This is a genomic window from Nostoc sp. EspVER01 (genome assembly GCF_034530635.1).
GTDB lineage: Bacteria > Cyanobacteriota > Cyanobacteriia > Cyanobacteriales > Nostocaceae > Nostoc.
The window spans coordinates 36063-58135 of sequence record NZ_JAVRCS010000024.1 but is presented as its reverse complement, the minus strand read 5'-3'; the positions used below and the strand labels follow the sequence as shown (position 1 = coordinate 58135).

The 22073-nt window shown below is 41.5% G+C and carries 18 protein-coding genes and 1 tRNA gene; 10 read left to right on the top strand and 9 right to left on the bottom strand.

What is annotated here, in order from left to right; all coding sequences use genetic code 11:
• Nucleotides 1-69 precede the first annotated feature (69 nt).
• A complete protein-coding gene (locus RMX69_RS19710) occupies nt 70-423 on the bottom strand; it encodes an STAS domain-containing protein (RefSeq protein ID WP_094348023.1) in 354 nt (117 codons plus the stop codon).
• Between the two features lie 477 nt (nt 424-900).
• On the opposite strand from RMX69_RS19710, the gene RMX69_RS19705 reads away from it, so the two are divergent.
• Nucleotides 901-1530, top strand: coding sequence for a DedA family protein (locus tag RMX69_RS19705; protein ID WP_289799481.1), 630 nt, complete (start codon nt 901-903; stop codon nt 1528-1530).
• A gap of 121 nt (nt 1531-1651) precedes the next feature.
• Here RMX69_RS19705 and RMX69_RS19700 read toward each other — a convergent pair whose 3' ends face one another.
• The gene (locus RMX69_RS19700; RefSeq protein ID WP_322638461.1) at nt 1652-2854 is read right to left on the bottom strand and encodes an argininosuccinate synthase; all 1203 of its coding nucleotides are present in this window, start codon (nt 2852-2854) and stop codon (nt 1652-1654) included.
• A gap of 748 nt (nt 2855-3602) precedes the next feature.
• A complete protein-coding gene (locus tag RMX69_RS19695) occupies nt 3603-4364 on the bottom strand; it encodes a PEP-CTERM sorting domain-containing protein (RefSeq protein WP_289799479.1) in 762 nt (253 codons plus the stop codon).
• A 493-nt stretch (nt 4365-4857) separates the two neighbouring features.
• Between RMX69_RS19695 and RMX69_RS19690 the strand changes: the two genes are divergently transcribed.
• The 4 genes from RMX69_RS19690 to RMX69_RS19675 all read left to right on the top strand — a co-directional run bounded on the left by RMX69_RS19690 (nt 4858) and on the right by RMX69_RS19675 (nt 9857).
• Nucleotides 4858-6120, top strand: coding sequence for an anhydro-N-acetylmuramic acid kinase (locus tag RMX69_RS19690; RefSeq protein ID WP_322638460.1), 1263 nt, complete (start codon nt 4858-4860; stop codon nt 6118-6120).
• Nucleotides 6121-6240: 120 nt separating this feature from the next.
• A complete protein-coding gene (locus tag RMX69_RS19685; protein ID WP_094348018.1) occupies nt 6241-6687 on the top strand; it encodes a hypothetical protein in 447 nt (148 codons plus the stop codon).
• Nucleotides 6688-6911: 224 nt separating this feature from the next.
• Entirely contained in the window at nt 6912-7925 is a 1014-nt protein-coding gene (locus RMX69_RS19680) for a glycosyltransferase family 2 protein (protein ID WP_289799477.1), read from the top strand.
• Between the two features lie 378 nt (nt 7926-8303).
• Nucleotides 8304-9857: a serine/threonine-protein kinase gene (locus tag RMX69_RS19675; protein WP_322638459.1), complete on the top strand. Its 1554-nt coding sequence runs from the start codon at nt 8304-8306 to the stop codon at nt 9855-9857.
• Nucleotides 9858-10316: 459 nt separating this feature from the next.
• Here RMX69_RS19675 and RMX69_RS19670 read toward each other — a convergent pair whose 3' ends face one another.
• From RMX69_RS19670 to abc-f, 5 genes are all read right to left on the bottom strand, one after another.
• Nucleotides 10317-10514 (bottom strand): NblA/ycf18 family protein, encoded by a 198-nt coding sequence (locus tag RMX69_RS19670; protein ID WP_289799476.1) that lies wholly within the window; start codon nt 10512-10514, stop codon nt 10317-10319.
• A 682-nt stretch (nt 10515-11196) separates the two neighbouring features.
• Nucleotides 11197-11934, bottom strand: a complete 738-nt coding sequence (locus tag RMX69_RS19665; protein WP_322638458.1) for a PP2C family serine/threonine-protein phosphatase — start codon at nt 11932-11934, stop codon at nt 11197-11199.
• A gap of 15 nt (nt 11935-11949) precedes the next feature.
• Nucleotides 11950-13635, bottom strand: coding sequence for an ABC1 kinase family protein (locus tag RMX69_RS19660; RefSeq protein ID WP_289800127.1), 1686 nt, complete (start codon nt 13633-13635; stop codon nt 11950-11952).
• Between the two features lie 152 nt (nt 13636-13787).
• A complete protein-coding gene (locus RMX69_RS19655) occupies nt 13788-14114 on the bottom strand; it encodes a DUF6825 family protein (RefSeq protein ID WP_181931036.1) in 327 nt (108 codons plus the stop codon).
• Nucleotides 14115-14210: 96 nt separating this feature from the next.
• Nucleotides 14211-15824 (bottom strand): ribosomal protection-like ABC-F family protein, encoded by a 1614-nt coding sequence (abc-f, locus tag RMX69_RS19650; protein WP_322638457.1) that lies wholly within the window; start codon nt 15822-15824, stop codon nt 14211-14213.
• 1120 nt (nt 15825-16944) lie between these two features.
• Here abc-f and RMX69_RS19645 point away from each other — a divergent pair.
• Both RMX69_RS19645 and RMX69_RS19640 read left to right on the top strand, forming a co-directional pair.
• On the top strand, nt 16945-17202 hold the full coding sequence (locus RMX69_RS19645; RefSeq protein WP_322638456.1) for a DUF433 domain-containing protein: 258 nt from the start codon (nt 16945-16947) through the stop codon (nt 17200-17202).
• Between the two features lie 84 nt (nt 17203-17286).
• Nucleotides 17287-17988 (top strand): Uma2 family endonuclease, encoded by a 702-nt coding sequence (locus RMX69_RS19640; protein WP_289799470.1) that lies wholly within the window; start codon nt 17287-17289, stop codon nt 17986-17988.
• A 12-nt stretch (nt 17989-18000) separates the two neighbouring features.
• Here RMX69_RS19640 and RMX69_RS19635 read toward each other — a convergent pair whose 3' ends face one another.
• Nucleotides 18001-20742 carry a CBS domain-containing protein gene (locus RMX69_RS19635; protein ID WP_322638455.1) on the bottom strand — a complete coding sequence of 914 codons (2742 nt, stop codon included), beginning with the start codon at nt 20740-20742 and terminating at the stop codon, nt 18001-18003.
• Nucleotides 20743-20892: 150 nt separating this feature from the next.
• On the opposite strand from RMX69_RS19635, the gene psbZ reads away from it, so the two are divergent.
• The 3 genes from psbZ to RMX69_RS19620 all read left to right on the top strand — a co-directional run bounded on the left by psbZ (nt 20893) and on the right by RMX69_RS19620 (nt 22065).
• Complete coding sequence (gene psbZ, locus RMX69_RS19630; RefSeq protein WP_289799468.1) at nt 20893-21081, top strand: photosystem II reaction center protein PsbZ; 189 nt, start codon at nt 20893-20895, stop codon at nt 21079-21081.
• Between the two features lie 192 nt (nt 21082-21273).
• Entirely contained in the window at nt 21274-21852 is a 579-nt protein-coding gene (gene ribH, locus RMX69_RS19625; RefSeq protein WP_289799467.1) for a 6,7-dimethyl-8-ribityllumazine synthase, read from the top strand.
• Nucleotides 21853-21993: 141 nt separating this feature from the next.
• A tRNA-Gly gene (locus RMX69_RS19620) sits at nt 21994-22065 on the top strand.
• The last annotated feature ends 8 nt before the right edge of the window (nt 22066-22073 follow it).

The window sequence follows — 22073 nt, the reverse complement described above, 5'->3', positions numbered from 1 at the left end:
TCTTAAGAGAATGTGAAAAAATGCAAATATTGCTTGACTCCGCCATCCTTCTATAGGTAGATTTATTAGTTAGTCTGCTAGCACCAGACTGTTATCTTTGACGGTGGTAAAAATATCTTGGTAAGTGTGAAAAATTTCAAACACTGTATCGAGTTGGGTAAGTTCCAAAATCAACCGTACAGGAGCTTGTACATTGCATAGAACCAAGCGGCAACCACTCTGACGTGCAGCTTTTAAGCCTTTTACTAAAGGAACTAACCCAGAACTGTCCATGAAGTTAACTTCTGCTAGGTCGATAACCCAGAGTTGATAAGCTTGAGGGACTACTCCAGCCATCTGTTCGCTCAAAGCCTTACCGCCTTCCAAATCTATGCTTCCTTGGGGTTTAAACAAAATCACTTGAAGTTCTTGTGTGAAAGCCATGAATTTAACAGGGTAATTGGAACACTTGACAAAAAATTGAAAAAGACATCAATACTTACTTCTTCTCTTTCAACGGTGAAATGACCTTTTACCCAGATATTTGGGCAATTGCAGTCCTACAGTTGAGAGAGATTATTTCAGTATTCATGTCGTATAATTTGTGATAACTTTCATCAATATAGGCATAAGCGCCTAACAATTTCGGTATCAACCGTATCTTTTACAAGATTTTCACAATTTAAACGGATATTTATAAATTTTCTATAAATTTTTTAATCTTTTTTCAATAAATTATGAACATGTGGTAAAAATTCCAAAAATATTCAAAAGTTAATAGCTACCATAGAATAAAAGCTATGGATTATTCAGTATTAAACTAATGACTTAATGACTCTATGTATTAGTTTGATTGACACCCCACCCAAAAACAAGCAAAGATATAGTAAAAGTAAAAATTTGTAAAGACGGCGGTGCGGAATGTCTTTAGAGCTGATTTCACTAGAAAATATCCAGGAAGTTGCTCATAATTACGGGTATTGGGCAATTTTTTTCGGAATTTTGCTAGAAAATTTAGGCATTCCCCTTCCTGGTGAAACCGTGACCTTAGTAGGCGGGTTTTTAGCTGGCAGCGATGAACTAAATTTCTGGCTGGTTCTCGGTGACGCAATCATGGGTGCTGTCATTGGTGGCATTTGTGGCTATTGGATTGGTAGAGTTAGTGGTTGGGCTTTTCTGGTAAAAGTTGGCAGCATATTTCGGATTTCTGAAGTGCGGCTGCTGAGTATTAAAGATCAATTTAGTCAAAATGCTGCTAAAGGGGTGTTTTTTGGGCGTTTTTTGGCATTGTTACGAGTTTTTGCTGCACCACTAGCTGGTATAGCTGAAATGCCCTTTGGAAAATTCTTTTTATACAACTTGTTAGGAGCAGTTGCTTGGGCTAGTTTGATGGTGACATTAGCTTTTTTTGCAGGCAAAATTGTCTCTTTAGAACAATTGGTTGCTTGGGTGGGTCAATTTGCGATCGCAGCGTTACTAATCCTCGCTGCCTTAATTATTGTCCCCCTGTGGCTGGAATCTCGCCAGGTTAAAGGTGCAGCAGAAGAGTAGTCAAGCATAAACTAAGTGAAAAGTGAGGAGTGAGGAGTGAAGAGTAAAGTAAAAAGTGAATTTTTTTAACTTTTACTTTTGTATTTTGCTTTTTTAACTCTTAACTCCTAACTCCTAACTCTTAACCCCTAATCTGCTTTGACCAAATGCGAGTCGGTAGTCCCCAAACGTATATAAAGCCTTCAGCAGCTTTGTGGTCAAATTTGTCTTCAGCTCCGTAGGTTGCCAAATCGGGAGTGTAGAGGGAATTATCACTCGAACGCCCAACTATCGTAGAGTTGCCCTTGAAAAACTTCACTCGTACAGTTCCAGAAACTTGCTCTTGTGTCTTTTGAATAAAGGCATCGAGTGCAACTTTGAGCGGACTGTACCACAAACCGTTGTAAACAATTTGGCTGTAAGTTTCTTCAATCCCACGCTTGTAATGGGTAACGTCTGCCGTTAAAGTCAAGCTTTCTAAATCCCTATGTGCCTGAATTAGCACCAACATTGCGGGTGATTCGTAGATTTCCCGCGATTTGATCCCCACCAAACGGTTTTCAATCATATCGATCCGTCCGATGCCGTGATTTCCCACCGCCTGATTGAGTTCTTCAATTAGCTCAACTGGCTTTTTGGATATGCCGTTGAGGGTTGTGGGAATACCACCGTGGAAACCAATTTCGATGTACTCTGGCTCGTTGGGAGTGTGAGCGATCGCTTTGGTCATCTCATAAATTTCTTCTGGTGGCTCAAATGAGGGATCTTCGAGTAAACCAGCTTCAATGCTACGACCGAGCAAATTCTTGTCAATACTATAGGGAGAAGATTTTTTGACTGGTGAAGGAATACCAAATTTTTCCCCATAAGCGATCGTTTCCTCACGACTCATTCCCCATTCTCTGGCTGGTGCGAGGATCTTCAGGTTGGGGTTTAAGGCAGTGACAGAGACATCAAAGCGAACCTGATCGTTGCCCTTGCCAGTGCAACCGTGAGCGATCGCATCAGCACCATATTTTTCGGCTGTTTCTACTAATACCTTGGCAATTAGTGGACGAGCCAGGGCGGTTCCTAGAGGATAGCGATTTTCATAGAGAGCGTTGGCTTGAATTGCTCCAAAGGCGTAATCTTTAACGAAGCTGTCTTTGACATCCGCCACTAGGGATTCGCTTGCACCCGATTTCAGAGCTTTTTCTCTGATTGGCTCTAATTCATCTCCCTGACCTAAATCTGCTGCTAAGGTAATCACCTCTTCCACACCCCACTCCTGCTTGAGGTAGGGGATGCAAACTGAGGTATCCACTCCGCCAGAATATGCCAGGACAACCTTTTTGGCGCGACCCATTAATTTCTCCAGTTAGGACAACAAAGAATGAGTCATTATTATATCTAAACTAATCCATGTATATTTTATTCATGCAACAACCTATAGGAAGATTTAGGAGTTAAGAGTCAGAATTACAGTTTACTCTTAATCCAGTTCGGTTAAGCTCTAAGCAGTATTGAGTATACCTCTTGCAAAAATGTAAAATTTGCCAACCCTGTGGGATCTTGCTACATCCCCCAACCGCTTTTTCCAAAATTGAGAGCGGGGGAGCTAATTTCAAAGTCCCTCTCCCAAGCTTGGGAGAGGAATTTAGGATGAAAGCTCATTGATTCATGCAAAAAATCTAGTTAAAGAAAATTTTTCTACAGCTTGCTACACGCAGCATTGACTGTAGAAGAAGGCACGATTATAAATTAATACAGTTCAGATAATACCAAAACCCTCATGTAGAGACGCGATTTATCGCGTCTTGAAATACCAATATAGGAATCCGCTTTGATTCCTGAAATTATTTGCGTAGGGAGAGAACGGAGAACAGGAAAGAAGGAATAAAAGTATACTGAGTTTTTTTCAAAAATAAAATACGAGTCCTATAGCCCTTAGCTCAACCGTATTGGATTATAAATCGCAAAAGGATTAGGGCGAGTTTACCTAAGTAAACTCACCCTGATTTTTATTTAATATTAACTAAGTTTTGAAATGCTTGTACAAGCTAAGAGTAGAGTGTAGAGAAAATCTTACTGAGCTAAAATTGATATATTTAATGTTAATGAGATTGCCTTACACTTTGCAACTTTTCGTTCTTGCGCTTGCGTAGAAACATACCACCTACAGCCAGCATACCTAATGTAATACTAGGCTCAGGAACAGACTTGGGGTCAAAACCAGTAAATTTGTCAGTTCCTAGATGGAAAGAATGGTTGTCGCTTTCAAATCCACCACCACCTGTTTGAGTAATGACAATCTTGTTGAAAATATCGTTGCTACTATCTGAGTAGAAGTGAAGGTAGCCATTTCCTTCACCGCCATGCTGTGATGCACGAATTGGAGCAACTGGATTCACGTCCTCAGTTGTAAATGATTTGATTAGATTATCGCCATTGTAGAACGAAAAAACGTTACCAGAACTAATAGCTCCCCAGTCAATACCGAAATAATTGAGGGAACTTGCAAGGTTAATTGTGACATTATCGCCGTTGAAAACTGCCAAATACTTCCCATTATTGACCTCACCATTTGCCCCAGCAGGTGCCCATACATCTGACCTTACACTGCTGCTTCCACTGTTATTCTCAAATGAGTATTTAGCAAAACCAGTGGTTGGTGCTTGACCATTATTGAAGTTAACAGTTGTCGTACCAGGAAGTTGAGTAAACTCAGAAAAAGCACCTTGGTCAGTTTCTCCATTAGGGCCTGCAATGCCAGTGGTTATTTGGAAGGAAATAGCCTGGGCAGAACCTGCATAGATAAATGAGGAGATTGCAGATAAAGATAGAGCAGCGATACAAGCAATTTTTGTAAGAGACATAATTTTGAAATTCTGTATTTTTAATTGTTGAAAAGTTCGTTGTTCGACTTGGATTTATTATGTAGTGTCTTCTAGAAGAAACAATAGGATGAAACTACTGGATTTGTATTTATTGAAAAATTCCTAAATTTAGCCAATAATTTGCCCTGTTTTTGAACATAAATAAGTAGTTTCACTTGCCGGAAAAGTGGATATAATATCTGTTCTTTATCTGAATATAAAAAATGTAAAGTTAGCTAGTATATATCAAGAATTTGTATCTTTGGATGTTGTCTTGATTAAGGATAAATCAAGATAACAAACAAAACTATTTGAAATTCTTTGTTTGCTGATAAATAGAAATAGATTCGTGGTCATTGCTTTTGGTTTTGAGCTTCTTCCCTCGCTCTATTTACTTTTTCTTTTGTAGTCAACTATGCAACTTGAGTGTTTTGACATAGTTAGTAACATGAATTAAACTAAACTCTTGCAACCAACAAAAGAATCTCGATCGATGCATCCAACTGAAAAAGCTGTTGTCCCTACTCGCGTTATTGGTTTAATTAGTGGCACATCCGTAGATGGCATAGACGCTGCGTTGGTAGAGATTTCCGGCACAGAATTGGATCTCAAAGTTGAGTTGCTAGCCGGGGCAACATATCCTTATCCAGCCCAACTTAGAGAAAGAATATTAGCAGTTGGTGCAGGTGTTGCCATCTCAATGGCAGAATTAGCGGAAATAGATGATGCGATCGCTCAAGTCTTTGCCCAAGCCGCCCAAAATATTCAAATTGGTCATCAGCGCGCCACTCTCATTGGTTCCCACGGTCAAACGGTTTATCATCGACCACCCAAAGAGGGAGCAGGGGGAGCAGGGGAGCAGGGGAGTAGGGGAAGAGAAATGATCGCTACCCACGGGCTAAACCCTAGCTATCCGTTAACAGCACTGGGCAGTCCCTTGGGTTACAGTCTTCAACTAGGGCGGGGTGCATTAATTGCCCATCTTACGAACATTGCAACTGTGAGCAACTTCCGCGTTGCTGATATTGCTATTGGTGGTCATGGTGCGCCTCTCGTGCCCAGAGTCGATGCTTATTTACTCAGTCATCCCCAGGAGGGGCGTTGTATTCAAAACATTGGTGGTATTGGCAATGTTGCTTATATTCCGCCTCGGCATGGTGACTGGCTCTCAAAAATTCTTGGTTGGGATACTGGCCCAGGAAATAGTCTGTTGGATCTAGCGGTGGAGCATTTAAGCGGTGGTGCTAAAACTTATGATGAAGATGGCAATTGGGCAGCAAGTGGTACTCCTTGCCATCAATTAGTAGAACAATGGCTCAATCAAGACTACTTTCATCTACCGCCACCCAAATCTACTGGACGCGAATTATTTGGTGTGACTTACTTGCATCAGTGTTTAAAAGATGCTCAAGCATACCAACTCAATCCTGCTGACGTACTGGCAACTCTCACAGAACTTACAGCTGCTTCAATTTTTCATAGTTACCGCACTTTTTTGCCAGAAATGCCACAACGAGTACTATTATGTGGTGGTGGTAGTCGCAATCTCTATTTGAAACAAAGATTACAGTTGTTGTTGGCATCAATACCAGTTTCGACAACAGATGAAGTCGGCTTGAGTGCAGATTTTAAAGAAGCGATCGCCTTCGCGGTTTTAGCCTATTGGCGACATTTGGGTATTCCTGGCAACCTACCTACTGCCACAGGTGCAGCTCAAGAAGTACTTTTGGGAGAAATTCACCAAGGTCAGTCCTGAGTCAGGAACAATAAACAAGATAAAAAATTTCTTCATTCTTCACTCGCAACTCAGCACTCGTAACTTAGCACTGCTATAACTATAGTCTTGGCGGCACTTGAGCAAGACAGGGAATAAAAGGTGGCTCATACTTTTTTATTGGAACCAGGACGCTGGGCAATGGAAGGAAATTGGCTGGAACGTAATGGTATGCCAATCAGCGTCAAGGGTATGACCTTGGTCGCTTGGAATCGAGATAACTGGTTTACTATGGCCACAAAACTGATTTTCCCAGGTAGCGATCGCTCTGAAATCTCTCTGCAATATAAAGGGCGGTTGCATGATGGAGAGCGTCAGTATACTTTTCTACTACAACATAATATTTTGGGGCAGGTTGAAGGCGAAGGCTGGATTGGTCTGGATACTATCGTACAGCGTTACTGGGTACTAGGCGATCGTCAGCGTCGTAGTGGCTTTGAAACCCTACACCGGATTTCGCAAGATACATATTACCTTAGTAGTGGTATCTTGGCTGGTCATTTTTTAACTAACACAATGGAAGCTAGCCTAGAGCGTCAGTCAGCTTAAAAGCATTTCTGCCTCAACGCTTTGCTGCTCTTCTAAGCCAAAAACCGCCGTTCAAAAACTCTGGCAACGCACTGGTTTACCAACGCCTAATATCTCCTGCCCAACTTTAACCACTCATCGTTTATTCTCACCGACCGACTGAGTTGTATAGTAAAAAAGAAATGATCAAATTATGGTCAGGATTTTAGTATTTTACCTAACCATGTAGTCAGGAGTTCAGTTTCGTGAATCCCAAAGTCTCCGTTATTATCCCTGCTTACAATACTGAAACTTATATTGGGAAGGCAATAGAGTCAGCCTTAGAGCAAACACTCACTGACATTGAAGTTATCATAGTCGATGATGGCTCAAGTGATAAAACTGTAGAAGTCGCTAAAAGTTTCACCGATCAACGTCTCAAAGTGATAGTTAATCAGCAAAATCTTGGAGCGGCGGCGGCACGTAATCGCGCCTTCAGAGTAGCCCAAGGAGAATGGATTGCTGTACTTGATTCAGATGATTGGTATGCTCCCGAAAGATTGGAAAAGCTTGTATCTCTGGCAAATAAAACAAATGCAGACATGATTGCTGATGATGTTTTTTTTATCAAAGACGGTACAACATCTCCTTGGAGTACATTGATTCAAGAAAGTGGAGAACGTATAGATAAAATCTTCCAAATTGATATCGTTTATTTTGTAGAAACTGATGTCTTCGGTGAACCAGGATTGCATCTTGGTCTAAGCAAGCCTCTATTCAAACGAGAATTCTTGGTTAAACACGGCATTGAGTACGATGATGAAATTAGAATGGGTCAAGATTTTTGGCTTGATATGAAATGCTTAATTAAAGGAGCTAGGTTTTTTATTGAACCAAAACCCTATTATTTCTACCGTTCACGCCCTGGCTCTCTTGTATATCAAAGCCAACTACCACGTCTCAATCAATCTTGCAAAGCTGCTACCTATTTCATGCAACAAGACATTGTGAAAAAAAATCCTGCTCTAATGCGTGCTCTATCTTATAATCTCTCAGTCTATAAGAAAAATCTAGCTTATCTTCAAGTTGTAGAACCTATAAAACAAGGAAAATGGTTAACAGCATTCACACAAATTAGGAAATATCCGGGTTTCTTTTATGATTTTATGTCTCGACTTAATAGTATTGTCGAACGTCGAATTCAATACTATTTGATGAATAATAAATCAAGTTTTGATATATATCCTAACCAGCAGAAAAAACGAAAAACTATCACTTAGGATATTACACTTTTATAAATAAAAAATACGTCCTTACATAGTAAGAATTAGCTTGAAGGTTAAAAAGATTGTTAGGTAATCAGAAAATGTTTTAAAACTATTGGGCGAATATAATTCTCTATTACACAAACAAAGCCTACTTCCGTAGACTAATGCGAATTTAAAGGTTTGTTAACTTACAAAGGCAGGTAAGGTTTCGTGTAGCCAAACTAGTGCCGTCATCTTCGTCCCAATACAAAGCAACGTGTTGTAAAGAAGAGGAGATGCTAAGAGTGATAGCGCATTAGTCAAAATTGGGCAAACTAAAACTACACCACAATTTTTGAATGCACTTGTCCTCCCAAACATTTACAACCTGCTTTTGGAGTCGAATTTTCTATGTCAGACCCCAACATTGGTCGCTTACTCAGCAAACGCTACCAACTCCAAGAGTTAATCGGTACTGGAGCAATGGGTCGGGTTTATCGTGCTAAAGATACATTGTTGGGAGGTGTACCTGTTGCGGTTAAGTTTCTGGCTCTATCAATCCAAAATGAAAAGATGCGATTGCAAGACCGTTTTGAGCGAGAAGCAAAAACCTGTGCTTTACTAGGGCAAAAAAGTATCCATATTGTCCGAGTTATGGACTATGGCGTAGATGACAATAACACGCCGTTCTACGTCATGGAATACTTACAAGGACAAAGCCTGAACAATATTATTCGCAAGCAACGATTACCTTTACCAAGATTCCTCAGTATGGCGCGTCAACTCAGCCTGGGTTTACAGTGCGCCCATGATGGCATCCCGGTTGATGGCACTATTTGCCCAATTATCCATCGTGATGTCAAGCCAAGCAATATGCTGGTGATTCAAGATCCCAGTTTTGGAGAATTGGTCAAAGTTCTAGATTTTGGTATTGCTAAGTTATTACAGTCAGATGGCGACCATACAAAATTTTATTTGGGGACATTGGCTTATTCTTCTCCCGAACAGATGGAGGGTAAGGAATTAGACAACCGTGCTGATATTTATAGTTTGGGCGTCATGATGTTTGAGATGCTCACAGGCAAAATGCCACTGGTGGCACCAACTCACTCTTTTGGTGCGTGGTATAAAACACATCACTATCAAAAACCACGTTCTTTTGCTGAGGCTGCGCCTGGATTAGAACTACCAAAAGAAATTGAAAATTTGGTGATGAGTTGTCTAGCTAAAAAAGCAGGCGATCGCCCCCAAAGTATTACTGAAATCCTCAAAGTTTTAGCATCTTTAGAAAAGCCTGAGCATACACGCAAAATTCAGCAAGCCACCCATGCCCTAGTTCCCACTACTATAGCTAGCACCGAGCTTGAACAAAAGACCAAAGCCGATTTACGGGTATCCTGGTCAAACGATGAAATCGCTCGTGCCATTTCCTGGCCCAAAAATAAACCAATTGCCGATATTGTGTTTCCCCAGCCCATTCAGACCAATGGGGAGGTTTTACCAGCTTTGTGGGTGATGCTACCGCAAGAGGAAATTCAAAAACGCTTACTCTGTACGCGCTATAACCAATTTCTGTTCATCTCTATCCCCCATCCCATGCTGCTATGGATTACTGTCATCTACAATCGCAAGCATGGCGCTAAATGGTTGCCTTATTACCTCGATCTCAAAACCAGCCTTGGTCAAGAAATTGCTCGGTTACTACAGCAGACAGGTTACTACCGCCTTTTATTCTTTGCCCGAGAAGCACCAAATAGCTGTAACCACATCTTACTTTCCAGCGTCGCTTCTGCCCAGCGGCAACGACTGCAAGAGTGGGTCGCAATGAGCAATACGTTGATGTCCTCTGCCGACCCGCAAATTAGTAAGAGTTTGCTCAAAAACGAGTACGAAAAGATTAAGCCTCAAATTATAACAAAACTGGAAAGTATTGATACAGATTCTCCATACGATCTTTCCAGCTAGGCATAATTTCTTTATGTTACGTGTTTTATAGGTGGCCGCTCCAAGAATGTAACGTTTTATAAACAAAAGATATATAAAGATGTAACTTCTAGTTATATGTATAAAGAGTGAAATCACTAGCTGCTAAAGCAGTGGTATCCGAATTGTCTCTAAATCTTCCTGTGCAAATATTCCAGTGGATTATCAATTTATGCAGGTGTGATTCCCCTGCTAGAGGAAACAACAAAAAGTTTGGCTAAAGCAAACAAAGGATTTAGTCTGCAATGCTAAAGTTAGTCTAGACTGCAGCAGATATGCCGTAGACAATGTTTACTCATTCTTAGTTAATCTCGTAATATTGAACTTTTGCGTCATATCGTGGAATTACTTATCGAAGTTGACGCCCCGACATCCCCAGCTCTTTTCCTCCTTGGAACCAAGCAAGAGAAGGAGGTCGCCCACTGCGACATTAGAACGACTCTATGCCATAGTGGAACCTGAATCTAAGCCCCACTGATGCTTCAGAAGCTCTTGATAAGTTGCCTCGCGCACGACCATTTGCTCATAGAGCTTTACTAAAAAGTCTTTAGCTTGCTCGTGGCTCATACTTTGCACCTGAGTTGAAAATGAGCAGATGCTGAATTGCTGTTCCAAGGATAGTTTCATTGGTTGATTCATAATTACTCCGAAAAAACAACGCGTAAAGGTGATATCGCTCACAGAAGTCCAAATGGGATAATATTTGGACTTATATCTGTCCAACATTTGTTCCTCCGTATTACGAAAGATAACAATTGTTTGACAGATTGCCCACATCCAAAGTGTGGACTTTTTTCTGCTTTGATATCTTGCACCTAATCCTACTGATATACCACCCAAGTCAGCTGAACCATATTCCGGAAAATAAGCTCTATTTGGTCTTAGATAGGTATAACTACCTCCCTCATTCCTTCCTGCTTTGCACAAATATCTTTTAAAGAGAATATTTGGTGCTATGTAAAACCCGTCTTAGTCTTTGTGTTTAAAAAGCCTAAGATACTGTCTCCGCAAGGGTGGAAGAAGCTTCGGAGGAGGAAAATTGTAAGGAGGTTGGGGAATTAATGGTAATAAGCGTGAATTATAGTCGCTTTACCTTATTACGTGCAAGATGTCAATTTACCAATTTATACAAATTTAGGCTCTTTGGGTGATTTTAGAGGCTAAAAATATTTGTATCAAATTGTAAAAAGGAAAAATGCTCACGCTGAACAAATTACTGAGTATATTTACCAGATTTGTCCTTTGTCCTACCCTGCGGAAAGCCGCTGGCGCGTCTATGTCCTTAGTCATTTGTTTAAAGTTACTAAGCATCGACTAATGACTAATGACTATTTTCTTCAAGCGAGACGATGACAACTGTGATGTTATCGTGCCCTCCATGCTCTTTGGCAGCCTCAACAAGAGAGATGGCAGCTTTATCAAGCCAAGGACTATCTTGGAGGCAGTTAGCAATCTTCTGCTCGACAAGTTCTTCTGTAAGACCATCACTACATAAGAGCAAGCGATCGCCAACTTTTACATCTAGTGGTTGCACATCGATTTGATGCAAGTCTTCGCGCCCCAAACAGCGCGATAATACATGACGAAAAGGATGTAATCGTGCTTCATCTAAACTTATGTCACCAATTTTAATTGCTCGTGCTACCCAAGTGTGGTCTTCCGTTACCTGTTCCAAGTGCGACTCTCGGAAGCGATACAGCCGCGAATCGCCAACATGAGCGCACCAAGGCGACTCTGGAGAGCGAAAAATCACTGCTACAACAGTTGTCCCCATGTCGGCGCGTTCGGGATGATTTTGCTGATCTTGCAAAATCGCTTCATTGGCACCCCACAAAGCTTGCTCTAGTAATTCTTGAGAAGACTTAGAAGTTTCCCAATTTGCTACCAAATATGCCTGAATTTCTCCAGTAGCAATCCGACTTGCCTCTTCACCTCCAGCATGACCACCCATGCCATCGGCGACAACAAAAAACCGCCCTTCTGGGTCTATATAGTAAGCATCCTGATTATTAGAACGAATAAGTCCCGGATCGCTAAAACCCGTGAAATTAAGTTTCATAATTTTTTGCAACAATTAATACATACGATCGTAACGGTCGAGGCGTAAAAGTAATCGGATCATGATCGCTGAAAGCGCCGCTGCGATTAAACCAGGTAGCAGTGCCAACCATACATAATCCTTAACCACTAAAATAGTAGCTGAAAGCGTGAAACCGCTGATTAACAGAGCATAGCTTATTGAGAGCTGAATACTACTCTGTCGCCGCAGCAGGCGTTCGGTTTCTATAGACCGAACGCGCAAGCGCATGTCTCCCTGCTCTAGCTTCTCTAGTGTATCCTCTAATCTACGTGGTAGACCAAAGGCGGTACTACTTACCTGAGCTGCTTGGCGACTTAATTCGTTAAGAAAGCTATTCCCCTCAGAACCATTCATATCGGTCATAAGTTGCATTGCATACGGTTTGGCAACTTCCATAAAGTTAAACTCTGGATCTAAGCCTTTGCCTACCCCTTCTAAGGTAGAAAAGGCACGCATCACAAAAGTGAAAGTTGCAGGAAATCTAAATGGCTGATTATAAGCTATTTCGTAAAGGTCGTCACTGATTGCTGCAACTGACTGGTTCTCAAAAGGCTTATCCATAAAATTGTCCAGCATATACTGGACGGAACGCCGCACTGGCCCCATATCATCAGTTGGGGCGATCGCACCTAAATCTATCAGAGATTGCACAACGCGATCGCCATCTTTTTGAGCAATGCCAAACAGTGTTTCCATCAGTCCTTCTCGGACGTTGGACTTAATCCGCCCCATCATCCCAAAATCGTAGAATATTAGAGCGCCATTTGCACTAACGGCAATATTACCTGGGTGAGGATCGGCGTGGAAGAAGCCACTATTGAGTAATTGTAGTAAGTAGGCTTGAGCGCCTTGACGAGCGATCGCTTTTCGATCTAAACCCGCTGCTTCTAAAGCTTCGTATTGACTAATTTTAATTCCAGGAAGATATTCTAAAGTCAGCACTCTGGAAGTAGCGTAACGCCAGTATATTCTGGGGACATTCACCCAATCGTAGCCACGAAAGTTCCGGCGAAAAGTATCGGCGTTACGACCTTCGTTAAGATAATCAATTTCTTCCCAAAGAATGCGACAACATTCTTCGTAAATACCCAACCAATCTCGTCCCCGTCCCCATTTGGGATGGTTTTGAAAGTAGCGGGTAATTCCTTTGAGAATCTGTAAATCTATTTCAAATAACTTCTTTAGTCCAGGACGTTGCACCTTGACAACAACTGATTCTCCAGTATGTAGTACAGCTTTGTGTACTTGCCCCAAGCTAGCAGCAGCTAAGGGAATAGGTTCAAAATTATGGAAGAGTTCAGGAATTTTCTTGCCTAGTTCTTTCTCAACGATCGCTTCTACTTGCTCATAGCTAAATGCCGGTACTTTGTCTTGTAACTTGGCTAATTCTTCTACATATTCACCAGGGAATATATCAGCACGGGTTGAAAACAGTTGCCCAACTTTGATAAAGGTTGGCCCTAAATCTAGTAGGGTATTGCGAATCCAGACCGCTTGGGTTTTTCGTCTTGTAGTTTGCTTTGCGTCAGTCACACCACCCGGATAACTCCAAGATTTGTTGTATAGCCAAAGTTTGAACAATAAGGTCAAGACAAAAGACCAAATGTCCACAAAACGCCTTCTGCTAGAGTATTTTTCCCGATTCCAACGGTATGCCTTCTCTGAATAACCTTGTTCCATATACTTTGTGTACCGTTGGTTTGCAACCGAATCACTTGGAAGAAAAGACACTCTGATTCCTAAACTGTTTTTTTCTTAAGTGTCCTTTGTCATTTGTCTTTTGTCATTCGTACATAATTTTTCACCAATGACTAATGACCAATGACTAAAATTTATGCAGAAGTTCGGCGATAATGTTGCAATTCTGTTCGTAACAGGGCAATTTCTGCTCGTAATTCGTCAATATCTGCTTGCAAGTCACCGGAATCAGAGCTAGCTTGCCCACTACCTGCGGTAGCTTGACCAGCATTAGCTGATTCTGCTGCCCGATTTGCCCGCTCTAGGACTTCTTCTGTAAACTGGCGCAGCTGCTCTCTAGCTTCTGCATCAAATTTGCCCAGATCGCTCAAAGCATCGGTCAAGGCGACCTCTAAACGCTCATTAACTACTTCTGCTACCGCTCTGCCTACGAAAAAGGCTTGCACAAGGGGATTACTCATAAATTTTTGTTACGTTGCACCGCAAGAGAATTATAACTTGCCTGTATGCTTTGCGGCTTCTATTGTTGAGCTAGAAATTTACATGAGGCGATCGCTTTATTTATCACATTCCAGCAACTCTCGATAATATTGCTCTGGTGTACTCGGTAAATAAGTTGTCATTTGCAAAGTTTGTTCCCTGAACTTGAAACCTTGGGTAATGTTAATTCGGCTGAGGAAATCGATATCGTGGGATATTACCCAAAGCGCTCCTTGGTAATCATTGATACCTAAGACCATTTGTTCAACAGTTTCAATATCTAGGTTATTTGTTGGCTCATCGAGAATCAGTAGATCGATTTCTAAGATACTGATCATAGCGATCGCTAATCTTGCTAATTCACCCCCACTCAGTATGGAAGCGCTTTTGTGAACGTCATCATATTTAAAGAGGAAGTGTCCCAACTGTTGACGCAAAAGCTGATAGCTGAGATTCGGATTGGCAGCTTGCATATTTTTCAGAATTGTGTATTGGCGATTTACCAATTCGTAAGTTTGATCGAGATATACAGCTTTCATCGTTGGTGTGAGCAAAACCTCACCTGATTCTAAAACTGCTGTTTGGTTTTCCATTCCCAAAATTGCCTTTACCAGACTCGATTTACCAGAACCGTTTGCGCCGATAATAGCTATGCGATCGCCAGATGATATATGCAGTTGAATATTTTGAATCAACAGACGTTCTGATACTTTAAGATTTGCACCCTGGATATTGATTAGATTTCGGTGCTTGTGATTTTTTTCTTCTAGCTGAATACTCGTTACTTTCGTAGTTTTGACCTTCGTCTCTGCAACTTTTTGATTGGCCTTTGCTACTGCTGCTTCATGTTTCTTCTTCACAGTTCCGGTAGACACCTCAGCTTTGGTTTTAATCAGTCCGGCTGCCATTCTATCAATACTACCATTCAGAAACTTGGCGCGACCGTTGCGACTAGATTGGGCTGCGCGTTGCTGTTCTTGCATAGCTGTGGCTTGGGTACGTTTGAGTTCCTTTCTGGCGGCTTCGTACGATCGCAATGCTGCCTCTAACTCTATTTCTTTCTGTTCTCGATAGTACGAGAAATTACCGCCATATATTTTCAAGCCAATAGGTGTAAGTTCCCAGGTAACTTCTGTTACTTGGTCTAAGAAAAAAGGCTTATGAGAGACAATTACATACGCACCTGTGAAATTCAAAAGAAAGTGTCTTAAGCTTTCTAACGCTTGCAAATCCATGTGGTTGGTTGGCTCATCAAGTAATAGCAAGTTTGGTTCTTGAGCTAAACCGATTGCCAAAAACAGTTTAGTAAGTTCTCCACCACTCAAGTTAGCAATTGGTAAAGATAAGTCAACTTTGGTGTGGAATTGTGTTTGCAAAATATCCTCAATCTTCCACCATTCATCAGAGATAGAAATCAAAAAATTAAGTACTGTATCTGCTGTAATTTCTTGTCTGATAGTGCTGATTTGTGGCAAATAATAGACAATCCCATTACAGCAAACTGAACCTGTACATGGGTTAATTTGACCTGCAAGTATCTTGAAAAGGGTTGATTTTCCTACCCCGTTGCGACCAACCAAAGCAATGCGATCGCCCGCGTCGATATTCACATAAACCCCTTGAAATAAAGTTCTGTCTAAGCTGAGATTATAGGCTAAATTCTCAGCTACCAATATTGATTTTTTCGGCATTATTTTCAAACCTCAATTCACAAAATTTTACCCGCGTATTTACAAAAGCTGTGGGTAGATTAGACATAAAGAAACTCAGCCGCAGACACTCGTCAAGCGGTTATATGGAGATAGGAGTGATGACAATATTTTTAGTGCATGACTATGTGAAGTAACCCTGTCAAACTAGTTGCGTTTATTCTTCGTTGACATTTGTTGCTTTGGCGCAACAGGTATTTGGTACTACTTCATTTCTGCTATCTCGTTGGAGTTGTGATGAGGTTTGATATTGACTACAGTGTAGCACGAAGGTATTTCGGAAGGCTAGCGATCACTTTTTCTATTTCCACACTCCCCAGCCCTACTACAAAGACTTACAGCAGTTTGATTCTGTCTTAAATACTCTTGTGGGGTGGGCATCTTGCCTGCCCCAGGACGGGCGAGACGCCCATCCCACAAGAAGAAATAACTATTGTTAAAAAGGTTGATTAATTGAATAACTGCTGCTGTTTTAAGTGTATTTGCGTAATACAGAGCAAATTTAGCATATTTTATTGTGAATTTTGCTGTGGGTTCGGCTGTGGATTGGGTTATAGATTTGGCTGAAGACTCATTTACAACTGTACTAATACTACTATAGCAGTCGCCAAAGCCGTTAGGACAGTTTGCGGGAAACGCGTCTTCAACAGCGTACTTTGTGATTTTATTGCTGTCCTAAGCTCCCTGTCCGTTGCTATAACATTAGGATTTGGAGCTACTGTAGGAACTGGGATAATAGCAAGCTTTCTAAATCCATTAGTTTTGTTAGCACTAACCGGAACCAGTTTACCTACACTTTCCATGCTGCTTTATTCACCCCTAAAAAGACGTAGGTTAATTACTAAATATCGCCAGTCTGAAGAATCTTTAATTAAACCGTAATGAAACAGATCCCCGACTTCTTTAAGAAGTCGGGGATCTTGTCTTGTTTGTGACAAAGATAAGATCGCACTCTCTTTTTTTATGCCTAACTTAAGAATGCGAAGCCTTTTTTTTACAAAGCTTTAATCTAGTGCGGTAAGCGATCGCTATGCCGTCAAGCTTATCGCTTGAACAAAAAGATTACTATATATAATAACTAACTATGAATATAGATCAATCTATGTCTACCAAACATATCGCAGAGTATTTCAACTTTCTCTCTTCTGAAGACATTAGACTGAAAGACTCAAGAATTGGTATTGAAACAATTCTTTATGAATACATTGATTGTGGACGTTCTCCAGAAGAAATTGCCCAAACTTATCAAACAATATCTTTAGAACAAGTATATGCAACAATTCTTTTAATAATTGCTTTGGCATCAAAAGACGATGAATATCAAGACAGAATAGTTTATTTACCCTTACCCTACAAATAGGCGATTACCTGCGGTACGCTAGGCGATCGCTAACTCAAAGACTGTTAAAATAAATCCATAACTACTTGATGCCGTATCCATTCTATGACCATTGCTCAAGAATTAGATTCTCAAGAAGGCATCTGCCAAGATGTTATATTTCCCCCTGGTGATTTATATAGTGATGAGCCTCCCTTGGAAAGCGAACTGCATTTACGGCAAATAATCCTACTTTTAACTTGTCTGGAATGGTTGTGGCGAGATCGAAATGATTTCTATGCGACGGGAAATCTAACTATCTACTACAGTCCACGCCAACGCAAATCAGAATACTTCCGAGGGCCAGACTTTTTTGTTGTGCTGGGAACTGAACGTAAAACCCGCAAAAGTTGGGTAGTCTGGGAAGAAGATGGCAAATATCCGAATGTAATTTTAGAAATTTTGTCTAACTCAACAGCTAATACTGATAAAGGTTTAAAGAAAACAATTTATCAAGACACCTTCCGCACGCCCGATTATTTTTGGTTTGACCCTTACACACAAGAATTTGCGGGATTTCATTTAGTAGATGGAGAATATCAAACTCTACAAGCAAGTGAACAAGGATATTTGTGGAGTCATCAGCTTGGATTATATTTGGGAGTTTATGAAGGTTTATTACGGTTTTTTACGCGAGATGGGCAACTAGTACCAACACCGGAAGAAACGGCAGAACAAGCTGAACAAAAGGCAGAACAAGCCGAACAAAAAGCTGAACGTTTAGCAGCAAAACTGCGGGAGTTAAATATCGATCCAGATACAATTTAGATCGGAGCTATTTCATTTAGGATAGTGTTGCGCTAAAAACTCCTCAGCTTCAGTCCTATCTTTAATCACTCCATCTAAGGTAGCAGCAACTACATCATCTAATATTTGCCGATACTGCGGGCCTGGTTTGTAGCCAAGTTTCTTTAAATCATTACCATTCAATAGTGGCTGCACATTAACCCAAACAGTTAAATATTCCCAAATCTGATGTCTAAGCGATCGCGGACTTTGCACAGCGATTAAAATCAGGATTGGTAAATCGTACTTTCGCAACATATGTACTACTTGACTGGGACTTTGACATTTAGGCAAAGATTCCATCATCTCAAATTGCGCAGAAGCCAAGTTTTGCAAGCGTTTAATGCCATCTTCTTGTAGTTGCAGATTTTTTGCTACTTTCGCCCGATATTGTGGTGTGAGATGGGCGATTAATGTTTCTAAGCGCATTTCCCAATGAATGAGGGTTGGTTGCAAGTCAAATCGCCGCAAACAGCTTTCTAGCAAACGTAATTGTCGTAGGACTTCCACATCTAGCTTTAGGGTAGGATGGATGCATTGCAATGCCCCTAAGTTATCGAGCAACTGCAAAGCTGATTTCCAGTAGGGGGCTTCTAGGATGTGTTTTAGTTCTGTTTTCAGTCGAGTTTGCAGGGCTGGGGTTCTGCTATTCTCTTGAGCAGTGCGATCGTAAACACCACTGTTAATGGCATAGCGGATAAACTCTTCAGTTTGCGCTTCTATCTGAAATCCGAAGCGCACGGCAAAGCGCACGCCACGAAAAATGCGGGTGGGGTCTTCGATAAAGCTGTTGGCGTGTAAAACTCGAATTTGTTTAGCTTGTAAATCGAGTAATCCGCCAAAAAAATCGAGTAATTCACCAGCACGGGGAGTAGTAAGCCGCAAAGCGAGGGCGTTGATAGTAAAATCGCGGCGATACAAATCTTGGCGAATAGAACTCGCCTCAACTTCTGGATTCGCCGCTGGATAAGGATAAAACTCTGTTCTAGCGGTGGCAATATCCACCCAAAGAGAATCTAATTCTGGGTCTTTGTGCCATAACAAAGCGGCAGTTTGAAAAGCCCCGTGGATTTCTAAACGAGCCGTAGGGTAAAGTTGTTGGAGTGCTTTTGCTAACTCGACACCAGCGCCGACATCTGCTGATTTGTCAAAGCCATCAACTACGAGGTCAATATCATTAATCATCAAAGTACCTGATGCTGCTTCAGCTAATAGCAAATCCCGCACAGCACCACCCACTAGATAAAGATGCCAACCCCGTTTCTCTGCCTCTTGCGATGCTGTGGTGAGTAATTGCCACAATCGAGGAGCAAGTTTATTTTGCAATTCAGTGCTGAGAGGAATTTTAAATTTTGTTAGCGCAGCGTTAGCAAGTCCGAGAGCGTCATTTTGAATTTTGAATTTTTGCTCTTCTTCTTGGTCTTCATCCCTTTCTTGATGTAATTCCCGCAAGACATCAGTACGGGTGACAATGCCCACTAACTGCTCATTTTCCAATACTGGTAAGCGTCCGATATCATAAGTCACCATCACCGACTCAATTTGTGGCAGTGTTGTATCGGGTGTAATTGTTTTGAGATTCTTGGTCATATAGCCCTTGACTGGCGCATGACTAAATCCGTGGTGCAAGGCAATATCAAGATCCCGGCGTGAAATAATACCTACTAGTTGCTCTTGAGTATCAACTACAGATAAACCAGAGTGTCCATAACGTAATAAAATGCGCTGTGCTTCAGCAATTGTGGTTTCAGGCAGAATCGTGCGGACAGGAGAAGACATCAAATCCCTAGCAGTGGGGGGATGGGGAATTTGTGCTTTTACCCCGTCAACGAGTTGTTTTAAGATTGCTTGCGAATCAACTCCCCTTAGATTTAGCGATGCGGCTTGCGAATGACCGCCACCGCCCAAGAGTTGAAATAATAGGTTAAGATTTGTTTTGGGAATTTGCGATCGCCCAATTACAGTTAAGCGTGAATCCTCTTCACCTAAAGGATACTCATTAGCCAACAGTAGGGCATCAATTTCGGTTATTTCTACAAGTTCCGATGCCAAACTCGACAACCCCGGCACAAAAGACTCGGTTTTTAGAGTTACCCAAGCAACCGTATATCCGCGTAGACAAAGATATTCTAAATTTTCCAACGCCTCAGTTAATAACTGCTGCAATTGCAAAGACAAGCCAGGGTCACGGTAAGTAGAAATTACTGATAAACTGGCACCTTGTTGCATCAACCAAGCCAAAGCTAAAGCATCTCGTGGGGTGGACTGGTCAAACGTTAAGGAGCCAGTGTCAACGTGGATACCCAAAGCCATCACAGTTGCTTCAGCAGGAGTGAGAGAAATTTGCTGTTGTTGCAATTGCTCCACGATGAGAGTTGTGGTAGCTCCTACTGAGTCAATATGCGATCGCGTAGCGAGAATATCTGATTCTTGTCCTAAGTGATGGTCATAAACTATAATCTCTCTCAGATTGGGTAAATCTAACCACTCAGCAGCTTTACCCAAGCGATCGCGCTGTTGTGTATCCACCACAGTCAGAGAGCGAATTTTTTCTGGATTCACCGAACGGCGTTCAATCAGAGGATATTCATCCCGATGCAATGCTAAAAAATCCCGTACAGGAGGATGAGAGCCGCCAGTTAGCACAATCTTGCTTCCCGATAGTAGGCGCGTTAAGCCTACTGCGGCTCCTAATGCGTCAAAATCAGCTGTTGTGTGGCAAAGAATTAAATCCATAGTTAAGAGTCATTAGTCACTTGTACTTAGACAAAGGACAAATGACAAAAATGTTGCAATTTCTGCTAGCTTAAAAATAATAAGAAAGTGTCAGTGTCGCCCTTTAGGATATTCTATCCTTAGTATTTCGCTGTATTGGGAGAAGCAAAAATGACCATAATATTCCAATTTGCCTTAATAGGTCTAGTCCTATTGTCCTTTGTCTTGGTTGTGGGCGTTCCAGTTGCTTACGCCACTCCCCAAAATTGGGGTGAATCTAAAAAACTGCTCTGGGTTGGTTCTGGGGTCTGGATTGCTTTGGTATTTTTAGTTGGTTTGTTAAACTTTTTTGTCGTGTAGGCGACGGCTTCGCTCTGGCGCAGGCACATAATATAAGAACTAGAGGGGCAGAAAAGCCAAGGTCAAAGGTTAAGGGAAACAAGGGATTTTTTCTTTTTCCTACTAACTTTATTTTGATCGCGCTTTCCTGCTCCTCTACATTTAAATAAGAAATGTATATTGGCCAGAAGTATAGTTGATAAAGAGGCAGTCATGGCAGTTTTCGAGGGAACTTTTACCCAAACGGAGCCTTTGCGGTTTGCAGTGGTGATTGGTCGATTCAATGACCTCGTTACCGGAAAGCTGCTAGAGGGATGTCAAGATTGTTTAAAACGCCACGGTGTAGACCCTAATCCCCAAGGTAATCAGGTGGACTATGTTTGGGTTCCGGGAAGTTTTGAGGTACCTTTAGTAGCTCGCCAATTAGCACTTTCCCATCGTTATGATGCTGTAATTTGTCTTGGCGCAGTCATTCGAGGACAAACACCCCATTTTGATTACGTATCCTCAGAGGTTTCTAAAGGCATTGCCGCCGCTAGCTTTCAAACTGGAGTGCCAGTAATTTTTGGCATTTTGACAGTAGATACTATGCAGCAAGCCCTAGAACGGGCAGGCATAAAAGGTAATCATGGCTGGGATTATGCTCTAAACGCCCTAGAAATGGCAAGTCTGATGCGGCAATTGCGTTCTAACCTAGCAGAGCCATATTCTCGTAATAGCCAGTCTTTGCCAGCCGCTTTTCCAAGTGCCAGCGTTGGCAATTTAACTTTGGAATCAGAAGAACTCGGCTAGTCCGTCATTAGTCATTTGTCCTTTGTTATTCACTAATGACCAATGACGAATGACTAATGACAAATGACCAATGACCAATGACTAAATAAAAGGGTTGACAATTAAGAATAAATCTGAGATATTGATATATGGCAATTGATTGCGGGTGTAGCTCAGTGGTAGAGCGTCACCTTGCCAAGGTGAATGTCGCGCGTTCGAATCGCGTCACCCGCTTCCAACTA

Excerpts from the sequence above, each read along its gene's own strand:
- RMX69_RS19655 (WP_181931036.1), bottom strand. The coding sequence starts at position 14,114 with ATGAGTAATCCCCTTGTGCAAGCCTTTTTCGTAGGCAGAGCGGTAGCA.
- abc-f (WP_322638457.1), bottom strand. The coding sequence starts at position 15,824 with ATGCCGAAAAAATCAATATTGGTAGCTGAGAATTTAGCCTATAATCTC.
- RMX69_RS19645 (WP_322638456.1), top strand. The coding sequence starts at position 16,945 with ATGTCTACCAAACATATCGCAGAGTATTTCAACTTTCTCTCTTCTGAA.
- RMX69_RS19640 (WP_289799470.1), top strand. The coding sequence starts at position 17,287 with ATGACCATTGCTCAAGAATTAGATTCTCAAGAAGGCATCTGCCAAGAT.
- RMX69_RS19635 (WP_322638455.1), bottom strand. The coding sequence starts at position 20,742 with ATGGATTTAATTCTTTGCCACACAACAGCTGATTTTGACGCATTAGGA.
- RMX69_RS19700 (WP_322638461.1), bottom strand. The coding sequence starts at position 2,854 with ATGGGTCGCGCCAAAAAGGTTGTCCTGGCATATTCTGGCGGAGTGGAT.
- RMX69_RS19705 (WP_289799481.1), top strand. The coding sequence starts at position 901 with ATGTCTTTAGAGCTGATTTCACTAGAAAATATCCAGGAAGTTGCTCAT.
- RMX69_RS19710 (WP_094348023.1), bottom strand. The coding sequence starts at position 423 with ATGGCTTTCACACAAGAACTTCAAGTGATTTTGTTTAAACCCCAAGGA.
- RMX69_RS19670 (WP_289799476.1), bottom strand. The coding sequence starts at position 10,514 with ATGAATCAACCAATGAAACTATCCTTGGAACAGCAATTCAGCATCTGC.
- RMX69_RS19690 (WP_322638460.1), top strand. The coding sequence starts at position 4,858 with ATGCATCCAACTGAAAAAGCTGTTGTCCCTACTCGCGTTATTGGTTTA.
- ribH (WP_289799467.1), top strand. The coding sequence starts at position 21,274 with ATGGCAGTTTTCGAGGGAACTTTTACCCAAACGGAGCCTTTGCGGTTT.
- RMX69_RS19660 (WP_289800127.1), bottom strand. The coding sequence starts at position 13,635 with ATGGAACAAGGTTATTCAGAGAAGGCATACCGTTGGAATCGGGAAAAA.
- RMX69_RS19665 (WP_322638458.1), bottom strand. The coding sequence starts at position 11,934 with ATGAAACTTAATTTCACGGGTTTTAGCGATCCGGGACTTATTCGTTCT.
- RMX69_RS19675 (WP_322638459.1), top strand. The coding sequence starts at position 8,304 with ATGTCAGACCCCAACATTGGTCGCTTACTCAGCAAACGCTACCAACTC.
- psbZ (WP_289799468.1), top strand. The coding sequence starts at position 20,893 with ATGACCATAATATTCCAATTTGCCTTAATAGGTCTAGTCCTATTGTCC.
- RMX69_RS19695 (WP_289799479.1), bottom strand. The coding sequence starts at position 4,364 with ATGTCTCTTACAAAAATTGCTTGTATCGCTGCTCTATCTTTATCTGCA.